This is a genomic window from Companilactobacillus nodensis DSM 19682 = JCM 14932 = NBRC 107160 (assembly GCF_000615905.1).
Lineage (GTDB): Bacteria > Bacillota > Bacilli > Lactobacillales > Lactobacillaceae > Companilactobacillus > Companilactobacillus nodensis.
On record NZ_BAMN01000015.1, the window covers coordinates 41,083 to 51,596 of the forward strand.

Consider the following 10,514-nt stretch of genomic DNA (forward strand, 5'->3'; position numbering starts at 1 on the left):
GTGCTCTTTAGTAATGTCAAAGTGCAGATTGTGGGATAATAGCAATAGAAAGTTATTTATCTTGGAAATAAGTAACTTTGGTACAAAATAATTTATATTAATGTTAAGATAAGAATCAAACTTTTTTGTGGGATAAGTGGTTTTATATAGTAATTAAGCTTAATCACTTGCATTTTTACACAACAGAATTATACTTTCTACACTAAAGAATTTATAAGTCGAGGTAGTTATCATGGACAAAGTATTTACCGAAAGCGCAAAAAACGCACTTGTTTTAGCCCAAGATCAAGCTAAAACATTTCATCATAATGCTGTTGGTACTGAACACATTCTATTAGGTCTAACAATGGAAAATGATGGTATCGCCGGTATTACTTTAAGAGACTTAGCTGTTAGCGACAATGATGTCAAAGAAGAAATTGAACATTTGACAGGCTACGGTGATGTTTCATCTAATACCGCAAAGGGAATTTATCTTCCTTATTCTCCTAAGGGACAAACAATTCTCGCTAGTTCCGAAGAAATTTCAAATCAATACAATACAAGTCGTATTGGTACTGAACATATCCTACTGGCTATCTTGGACGACGCTGATAATTTAGCAAATCGTATTTTATCTAATTTGGGATTAAGTCTTGCAAAGACAAAGAGTCTACTACTAAACAAGATGGGCATGTCTAACAAGACAACTCGTCGAGGTATCGGACAAGCTCAAAAGAAAAAGGAAGTAGCTGGTACACCAACACTTGATTCATTGGCACGTGACTTGACTAAGATCGCTGCTGAAAATCAAATCGACCCCGTTATCGGTCGTGAGAAGGAAGTTGAACGTACTATTCAGATTCTTAGCCGTAGAACTAAGAACAATCCAGTTCTAGTCGGTGAACCTGGTGTTGGTAAGACTGCTATCGCCGAAGGTTTGGCTAACGCAATCGTCGCCAAGGATGTTCCACTAGATATGCAAAACAAACGTATCATGATGCTTGATATGGGCTCATTAGTTGCTGGTACTAAGTATCGTGGTGAGTTCGAAGATAGATTGAAGAAAATTATTGAAGAAATCTACAAAGACAAACATGTTATTTTATTCATTGATGAATTGCATACATTGATCGGTGCTGGTGGTGCCGAAGGTGCAATCGATGCTTCTAATATTTTGAAGCCTGCACTTGCTCGTGGTGAATTGCAATTGATCGGTGCTACAACATTGAATGAATATCAAAAGTACATTGAAAAGGATACTGCGCTTGAACGTCGTTTTGCTCAAGTACACATTGAAGAACCTACTGAGGAAGAGTCAGTTAAGATCCTTGAAGGTTTGCGTCCTAGATATGAACAACATCATGGTTTGACAATTTCTGACGAAGCTATTGAAGCTGCAGTTAAGTTGTCATCACGTTATCTAACAAATCGTTTCTTACCTGATAAGGCAATTGATTTGATGGATGAGGCATCAGCCAAAGTTCGTATCCACAATGTATCTAAGAATAATGATCTTGAGAAATTAACTAATGAATCAATGAAGCTTATCAATGATAAGAATGATGCTATTTTGGATCAGGATTTTGAAAAAGCTGCACAGATCCGTGAACATGAACAAGATGTTCAAGAAAATATTGCTAAGATCAAAGAAGACCAAAACAATGGTCGTTCTAAGAAGCCAGTTGTTAAGGTCGATGATATTGCTGAAATTATTGCCGAATGGACTGGTGTTCCAGTTAAGCAGATCACTCGTAAAGAGAGTGAACGTCTGCTTAACCTTGAACGTGAGCTACACAAGCGTGTTGTCGGACAAAATGATGCCATTAGCGCTGTATCACGTGCTATTCGTCGTGCTAGAAGTGGTATGAAGGACCCTGATCGTCCAATTGGTTCATTTATGTTCCTTGGACCTACTGGTGTTGGTAAGACTGAGCTTGCTAAGTCTATCGCTGAAGTAATGTTTGGTTCAGAAGATAACTTGATCCGTGTTGATATGTCAGAATACATGGAACAATACAGTACTTCTAAGTTGATCGGTTCTGCACCTGGTTATGTTGGTTTCGATGAAGGTGGACAATTGACTGAGAAGGTTAGAAATGAACCTTATTCAGTAATTCTGCTTGATGAAGTTGAAAAAGCTCATCCAGATGTCTTCAACCTATTACTACAAGTATTAGATGATGGTATCTTGACTGATGCTAAGGGTCGTAAGGTTGACTTCAGAAACACTATTATCATCATGACTTCTAACTTGGGTGCTCGTGCATTGCAAGATGACAAGTCAGTTGGTTTCGGTGCGAAGGATGTCCACGATGACTTCAAGGAAATGCAAGCCCGTATCAATACAGAATTGAAGAAGTTCTTTAGACCAGAATTCTTGAACCGTGTTGATGAAACAATCGTCTTCAAGGCGCTTGATAAGGATCAACTTAAGGCAATTGCTAAGATCATGAGCAGTAATCTAGCTAAACGTCTACAAGAGAGAAATATCAAATTAGTTATTTCTCCATCTGCATACAGTGACTTAGTTAAGGATGGCTACAATCCAGAATATGGAGCTCGTCCAATGAGAAGGACCATTCAACGTGAGATCGAGGATCCAGTCAGTGAACTATTATTGATGAACAAAGTCAATGAGGGTGACACGATCAAGGTTGGCTCTAAGCAAGGTAAGCTATCGATCAGCGTTGCTGAAAAGAAAGCTAAGGCCGCAACTAAAGCAGGTAAATCATTAACTCATTAAAAAAAGAGCTTGACTATTGACAATGATAATGATTGCGAGTAATATTCTTTTATGAGATTTAAAGTTCAAAACGTAAGCCGCGATCTATTGTCCGTGGTTATGCCGTAATAAGAAAAGCAAAAATAGATTCAGTTCTATTTTTGGTTTTTTTTTGCCTAAAAACCGGTTTGTAAACCGTTTTCTTGCAATTTGTAACATAATTGTAATATTAGGATGGCGTTATATTTTGAACAAATTATATGTTGAGGTGAAAAATTTGACTTATCATAACGTTAATTATGGTGCACACCGTGTTCGTCGTAGTTATGCAAAGATCAAGGAAGTACTTCCACTGCCAAATTTAATAGACATCCAAACAAATTCTTATAATTGGTTCTTAGATGAAGGACTAAAAGATATGTTTGACGATATTATGCCTATTGATGATTTTGCTGGAAATCTTTCATTGGAATATGTTGACTACAAATTACTAGAACCTAAATATACCGTTGAAGAAGCAAGACAACATGATGCTAACTACTCAGCACCATTGCATGTCACTTTGAAGTTAACTAACCACGAAACTGGTGAGATCAAGACACAAGATGTCTTCTTCGGTGACTTCCCACTAATGACAGAACAAGGTACTTTCATTATTAATGGTGCCGAACGTGTTATTGTTTCTCAATTAGTACGTTCACCTGGTATCTATTACAATGATGATACTGATAAGAACGGCCGTATCAACTATGGTACAACTGTTATCCCTAACCGTGGTGCATGGTTAGAGTTTGAAACAGATGCCAAGGGTCTTGGATACGTAAGAATCGATAGAACTAGAAAGTTGCCTATTTCTGAGTTGATCAGAGCTTTAGGTTTCGGTGCTGATTCAGAGATTCTTGATATCTTCGGCGAAAATGACACATTGAACCTTACTCTTGAAAAAGATGTACATAAGGATACAAATGATTCACGTGTTGAAGAAGCTTTGAAGGATGTCTATGAAAGACTACGTCCTGGTGAACCAAAGACTGCGGACAGTTCTCGTTCATTGCTCTATGCTAGATTCTTTGACCCACGTAGATACGATATGGCTCCAGTTGGTCGTTACAAGGTCAACAAGAAGCTCAACATTAAGACAAGATTATTGAATAAGACATTGGCTGAAACATTAGCTGATCCTGATACAGGTGAGGTTATTTTGGCTAAGGATACATTATTAGATCGCGATGCTATGAGCAAACTTAGCCCATATCTTGATCGTGATGATTTCAAGACAGTTACACTTCAACCATCTGACGAAGGTGTCTTGACAGATCCTATTACTATTCAATCAATTAAGATCTATTCAGAAATGGATAATGAAAAAGTTGTTAACTTAATCGGTAATGGTCACATTGACGAACATGTTCGTACAATTCAACCTGCTGATATTTTGGCTGGAATCAACTACTTCTTGAACCTTAGAGAAGGCGTTGGTACAACTGATGATATTGATCACTTGGGTAACCGTCGTATTCGTTCAGTCGGTGAATTACTTCAAAACCAATTCCGTATTGGTTTATCACGTATGGAACGTGTTGTACGTGAGAGAATGTCAATTCAAGACTCATCAACTGTTACACCTCAACAATTGATCAACATTAGACCTGTTGTAGCTTCAATCAAGGAATTCTTTGGTTCATCACAATTGTCACAATTCATGGATCAGACTAATCCACTTGGTGAGCTAGAACACAAGCGTCGTCTATCAGCCCTTGGACCTGGTGGTTTGACTCGTGACCGTGCCGGATATGAAGTCCGTGATGTTCACTATACCCACTATGGTCGTATGTGCCCAATCGAAACTCCCGAAGGTCCTAATATCGGACTTATCAATAACTTGGCCAGTTATGCCATTATTAATAAGTATGGTTTCATCGAAACACCTTATCGTCGTGTTTCATGGGATACACATAAAGTTACAGATAAGATCGATTACTTAACAGCTGACGAAGAAGATAACTATATTGTTGCTCAGGCTAATACTCTATTGAACGATGATGGTTCATTTGTTGATAACACAATTTTGGCTCGTCACAAAGATGACAATATTGAAACAACACCTGAAAAAGTCGATTACATGGACGTTTCACCTAAGCAAGTAGTTTCAGTTGCTACAGCATGTATTCCTTTCTTGGAAAACGATGATTCTAACCGTGCCTTGATGGGTGCTAATATGCAACGTCAAGCTGTTCCTTTGATCAATCCACATGCTCCACTCGTTGGTACAAGTATGGAATATATTGCTGCCCACGATTCTGGTGCTGCATTACTTGCTAAGCATGCTGGTACGATCGAATACGTTGATGCTAAGAAGATCACTATCAAACGTGATGATGATGGCACAACTGATGAATATAAAGTTACTAAGTTCCGTCGTTCAAATAATGGTAAGAGTTACAACCAAAGACCTATTGCTCGTAAGGGTGAAGAAGTTAAGGCTGGAGATATTATCGCCGATGGTCCTGCTATGGAAAACGGTGAATTAGCTCTTGGTCAAAACCCACTTATTGCCTTTATGACATGGAACATGTACAACTACGAAGATGCCATTGTGCTTTCAGAGAAGCTTGTACGTGAAGATGCTTATACTTCAATCCATATTGAAGAGTACGAGTCAGAAGCACGTGATACAAAACTTGGACCTGAGGAGATCACACGTGAAATTCCTAACGTTGGTGAGGAATCACTTAAGGATCTTGATGAGTTCGGTATTATCCGTATCGGTGCTGAAGTACGTGACGGTGATATCTTAGTTGGTAAGGTCACACCTAAGGGTGTTACAGAATTATCAGCTGAGGAACGTCTATTGCACGCTATCTTCGGTGAAAAAGCTCGTGAAGTTCGTGATACTTCACTTCGTGTACCACATGGTGGTGGCGGTATTATCCAAGATGTTAAGGTATTTACTCGTGAAGCCGGCGATGAATTAGACCCTGGTGTTAACATGTTAGTTCGTGTTTACATCGCTCAAAAGCGTAAGATTCAAGTTGGTGACAAGATGGCCGGACGTCATGGTAACAAAGGTACTGTCTCAATCGTTGTCCCTCAAGAAGATATGCCATATATGCCTGATGGTACTCCAGTAGATATTCTATTGAACCCAATGGGTGTTCCATCTCGTATGAATATCGGACAAGTTCTAGACCTTCACTTAGGAATGGCTGCTAGAAAACTTGGAATTCACGTTGCTACACCTGTTTTCGATGGTGTTCAAGATGATGAATTATGGGATATTGTTAAAGAAGCTGATATGGATTCAGATGGTAAGTCGATCCTTTATGATGGACGTACTGGTGAACCATTCAAGAACCGTGTCGCCGTTGGTGTCATGTACTACATGAAGTTAGCCCACATGGTTGATGATAAGTTACATGCTCGTTCAATCGGACCATACTCACTAGTTACTCAACAACCACTTGGTGGTAAAGCACAATTTGGTGGACAGAGATTTGGTGAAATGGAAGTTTGGGCACTTGAAGCTTATGGTGCTGCTTATACACTTCAAGAAATCTTGACATACAAGTCAGATGATATCGTTGGTCGTGTAAAGACTTACGAAGCTATCGTCAAGGGTGAAAGTATTCCTAAGCCAGGTGTTCCGGAATCATTCCGTGTTCTGGTCAAAGAATTACAAGCCTTAGGACTTGATATGAAGGTTCTTGATTCTCATAACAAAGAAATCGAACTTAGAGATATGGATGAAGATGAAGATACGGTAAGTATTGACGCTCTATCTAAGTTTGCTAAACAACAAGAACAAAAACGTGCTGAAGAAGAAGCTAAAAAGCTAGAAGAACAACAATCAGCCGAATCACAAAGTACTAAATCAGAAAAATAGTAATAATTTAGATTTAGGGAGGTTACCTTTTGATAGACGTTAATAAATTTGAAAGTATGCAAATTGGTTTAGCATCTCCTGACAAGATTCGTAGCTGGTCTTATGGAGAAGTTAAGAAACCTGAAACAATCAACTACCGTACTTTGAAACCAGAAAAAGATGGTCTATTCGATGAAAGAATTTTCGGACCAACTAAAGACTGGGAATGTGCCTGTGGTAAGTACAAACGTATCCGTTACAAGGGTATTGTTTGTGACCGCTGTGGTGTTGAAGTTACACGTTCAAAAGTTCGTCGTGAACGTATGGCCCACATCGAATTAGCTGCACCAGTTACACATATCTGGTATTTCAAGGGAATTCCATCACGTATGGGACTTGTATTGGACATGACTCCAAGAAACCTTGAAGAAGTAATTTACTTTGCTTCATATGTTGTTATTGAACCAGGTGATACAGACCTAGAACAAAGACAACTACTTACAGAATCAGAATATCGTAAGAAACGCGAAGAATTCGGTGATAAGTTCGTTGCCAAGATGGGTGCCGAAGGTATCAGAGAACTTCTAAGCAAAGTCGATATGGATGCTGAAGTTAAAGAATTACGTGAAACATTGAAGACTGCACAAGGTCAAAAACGTACACGTGCTATCAGACGTTTGGATATTATCAGTGCTTTCCAAAAATCTGGTAACAAGCCTGAATGGATGGTAATGGAAGCTATTCCCGTTATCCCACCTGACTTACGTCCTATGGTTCAACTAGAAGGTGGCCGTTTCGCTACTTCTGACTTGAACGACTTGTACCGTCGTGTAATTAACCGTAACAACCGTTTGAAGAGATTGTTGGATCTACATGCTCCTAACATCATCGTTCAAAACGAAAAGAGAATGCTCCAAGAAGCTGTTGATGCGTTGATCGATAATGGTCGTCGTGGCCGTCCTGTTACAGGACCTGGTAACCGTCCATTGAAGTCACTATCACATATGCTTAAAGGTAAGCAAGGACGTTTCCGTCAAAACTTACTTGGTAAACGTGTTGACTATTCTGGTCGTTCAGTTATCGATGTTGGTCCTACATTGAAGTTCTATCAATGTGGACTTCCTCGTGAAATGGCTCTTGAACTATTCAAGCCATTCGTAATGCACGAATTAGTTAAACGTGAAATTGCTTCTAACGTTAAAAATGCTAGAAGAAAGATCGATCGTCAAGATGACGATATCTGGGATGTACTAGAAGACGTTATTAAAGAACGTCCAGTATTACTTAATCGTGCCCCTACACTTCACAGACTTGGTATTCAAGCCTTTGAACCTGTATTGGTTGATGGTAAGTCGATCCGTCTTCACCCATTGGCTTGTGAAGCTTACAATGCCGATTTTGATGGTGATCAGATGGCCATCCACGTTCCTTTATCAGATGAAGCTCAAGCTGAAGCACGTATGCTTATGCTTGCCGCTCACCATATTCTTGCTCCTAAAGATGGTAAGCCTATCGTTACACCATCACAGGATGTTGTTTTGGGTAACTACTACTTAACAATCGAAACAAGACATATGACTGGTGAAGGTAAGATCTTCAGAGATTCAAACGAAGTTCAAACAGCATTGCTTAACGGTGATGTTCACTATCACTCAAGAATTGGTTTGGCTGTTTCATCAATGCCAAACAAACCATTTACAGATGATCAACGTAATAAGATCATGATGACTAGTGTTGGTAAGGTTATCTTCAACGAAATTCTTCCAGAAGATTTCCCATACTTGAACGAACCAACTGATGATAACTTGGAAAATGGTGTTCCTGATAAGTACTTCCTAGGTAAAGGTGAAGACATCAACAAACGTCTTGATGAAATGGATCTTGTAGACCCAATCAAGAGTGGTTACATGTCAGATATCATTGCCAAAGTATTCAAGGTTTACCGTGTTCAAAGAACCTCATCATTGCTTGATGATATGAAGGAATTAGGTTACACAATCTGTACTATCTCTGGATTGACAGTTGGTGTTACTGATGTTCCTAACTTAACTGAAAAGCCTGAAATCATTGAAAAGGCCCACAAACAAGTTGCTTCTATTTCTAAGCAATTCCGTCGTGGACTTATCACTGATGATGAACGACATGATCGTGTTATCAGTGTTTGGAATGATACTAAAGACGAAATTCAACAATTACTAATCGATTCATTTGATCCAACAAACCCTATCTCAATGATGTCGGACTCTGGTGCCCGTGGTAACATCTCAAACTTTACTCAGCTCGCAGGTATGCGTGGACTTATGGCTGCCCCTAATGGTGGTATGATGGAAATCCCTGTTATTTCTAACTTCCGTGAAGGACTATCTGTCTTGGAAATGTTCATGTCAACCCACGGTGCCCGTAAAGGTATGACTGATACGGCTTTGAAGACAGCCAACTCAGGTTACTTGACTCGTCGTCTAGTTGATGTTGCTCAAGATGTTATTGTTCGTGAAGAGGATTGTGGTACTGACCGTGGACTTCTTGTAAGTTCAATCATGGAAGGTACAGATATGATCGAACCATTGTATGACCGTCTTGTTGGACGTTATACACAAAAGACTGTTAAAGATCCTAATACTGGTGAAGTTCTTGCTGCCCGTGGCGTTCTTATGGACGAAAACTTGGCACAAAAGATCGTTGATGCTGGTGTTAAGGAAGTAACAATCCGTTCTGCATTTACTTGTGATACAAAACACGGTGTATGTAAGAAATGTTATGGTCGTAACTTGGCTACTGGTGAAGAAGTTGAAATTGGTGAGGCAGTTGGTACTGTTGCTGCTCAATCAATCGGTGAACCAGGTACTCAATTGACTATGCGTAACTTCCATACCGGTGGTGTTGCTGGTGGCGACGATATTACACAAGGACTTCCTCGTGTTCAAGAAGTTGTTGAAGCTAGAAACCCTAAAGGTCTTGCAGTTATTTCAGAGGTTGACGGTACAGTTACTGCCATCGATGAAAACCCTGCAGAACATACTAAGGAAATCACTGTTGAAGGTGCTATCGATACTAGATCTTACAGTGTTCCTTATACATCAAGTGTTGCTGTTGCTGAAGGCGATCACGTTGATCGTGGTGGTAAGTTGACACAAGGATCAATCGATCCTAAGGAATTGATCAAGGTTACAAACGTTCAAACAACAGAAAACTATCTACTTGCAGAAATCCAAAAGGTTTACCGTATGCAAGGTGTTGATATTTCTGATAAGCATTTCGAGGTTATGATCAGACAAATGCTACGTAAGATCAGAATCCTTGATCCAGGTGATACTGATGTATTGCCAGGTCAATTAATGGATATTTCTCAATTTACAGATCACAACCGTGAGACATTGTTCAATGGTGGTGTTCCTGCTACAGGACGTCCAGTATTGCTTGGTATTACTAAGGCATCTCTTGAAACAAACAGTTTCTTGTCAGCTGCTTCCTTCCAGGAAACAACAAGAGTTCTTACTGATGCATCTATCAGAGGTAAGAATGATCCACTTCTTGGTCTTAAGGAAAATGTTATTATTGGTAAACTTATCCCTGCTGGTACAGGTATGGCTAAGTACAACCACATGGAACCTAAGAAGACAGGTCCTATGGCTGATAACTCACTTAATGGTGCTTACACAATTTCAGATATTGAAGCCCAAATGAAGGCTGAAGAATCTGCTAAAGAAGAAAAGCATTAGTAGAGTGTGTCGATAGACGGGTAGCACCCGAGCATCACTTATCCGTAGTAAGCGGAAGGTGTTGTCTATCGTAAGCGCGTTTTAGAGAGTGAAATAAGTGCAGAGGTTTACTCTTCTGTAACTTGTTTCAAAAAACTGAACAACTCAAAGACCCCATTACTATTCGTTAGTAATGGGGTCTTTTTCTATCTAAAAATTAACATACAAATTGTATATCATTTAATTATTA

3 protein-coding genes are annotated in these 10,514 nt (G+C 39.4%); all 3 read left to right on the top strand.

All coding sequences use genetic code 11. The features are described from left to right. The first annotated feature begins 232 nt into the window (after positions 1–232). The 3 genes from JCM14932_RS10280 (at position 233) to rpoC (ending at position 10,285) form a co-directional block, all read left to right on the top strand. Complete coding sequence (locus tag JCM14932_RS10280) at positions 233–2,725, top strand: ATP-dependent Clp protease ATP-binding subunit (RefSeq protein ID WP_025024773.1); 2,493 nt, start codon at positions 233–235, stop codon at positions 2,723–2,725. A 256-nt stretch (positions 2,726–2,981) separates the two neighbouring features. Beyond that, positions 2,982–6,587, top strand: a complete 3,606-nt coding sequence (rpoB, locus tag JCM14932_RS10285; protein ID WP_025024774.1) for a DNA-directed RNA polymerase subunit beta — start codon at positions 2,982–2,984, stop codon at positions 6,585–6,587. 29 nt (positions 6,588–6,616) lie between these two features. Continuing rightward, positions 6,617–10,285 (top strand): DNA-directed RNA polymerase subunit beta', encoded by a 3,669-nt coding sequence (gene rpoC, locus JCM14932_RS10290; protein ID WP_025024775.1) that lies wholly within the window; start codon positions 6,617–6,619, stop codon positions 10,283–10,285. Positions 10,286–10,514: the final 229 nt, after the last annotated feature.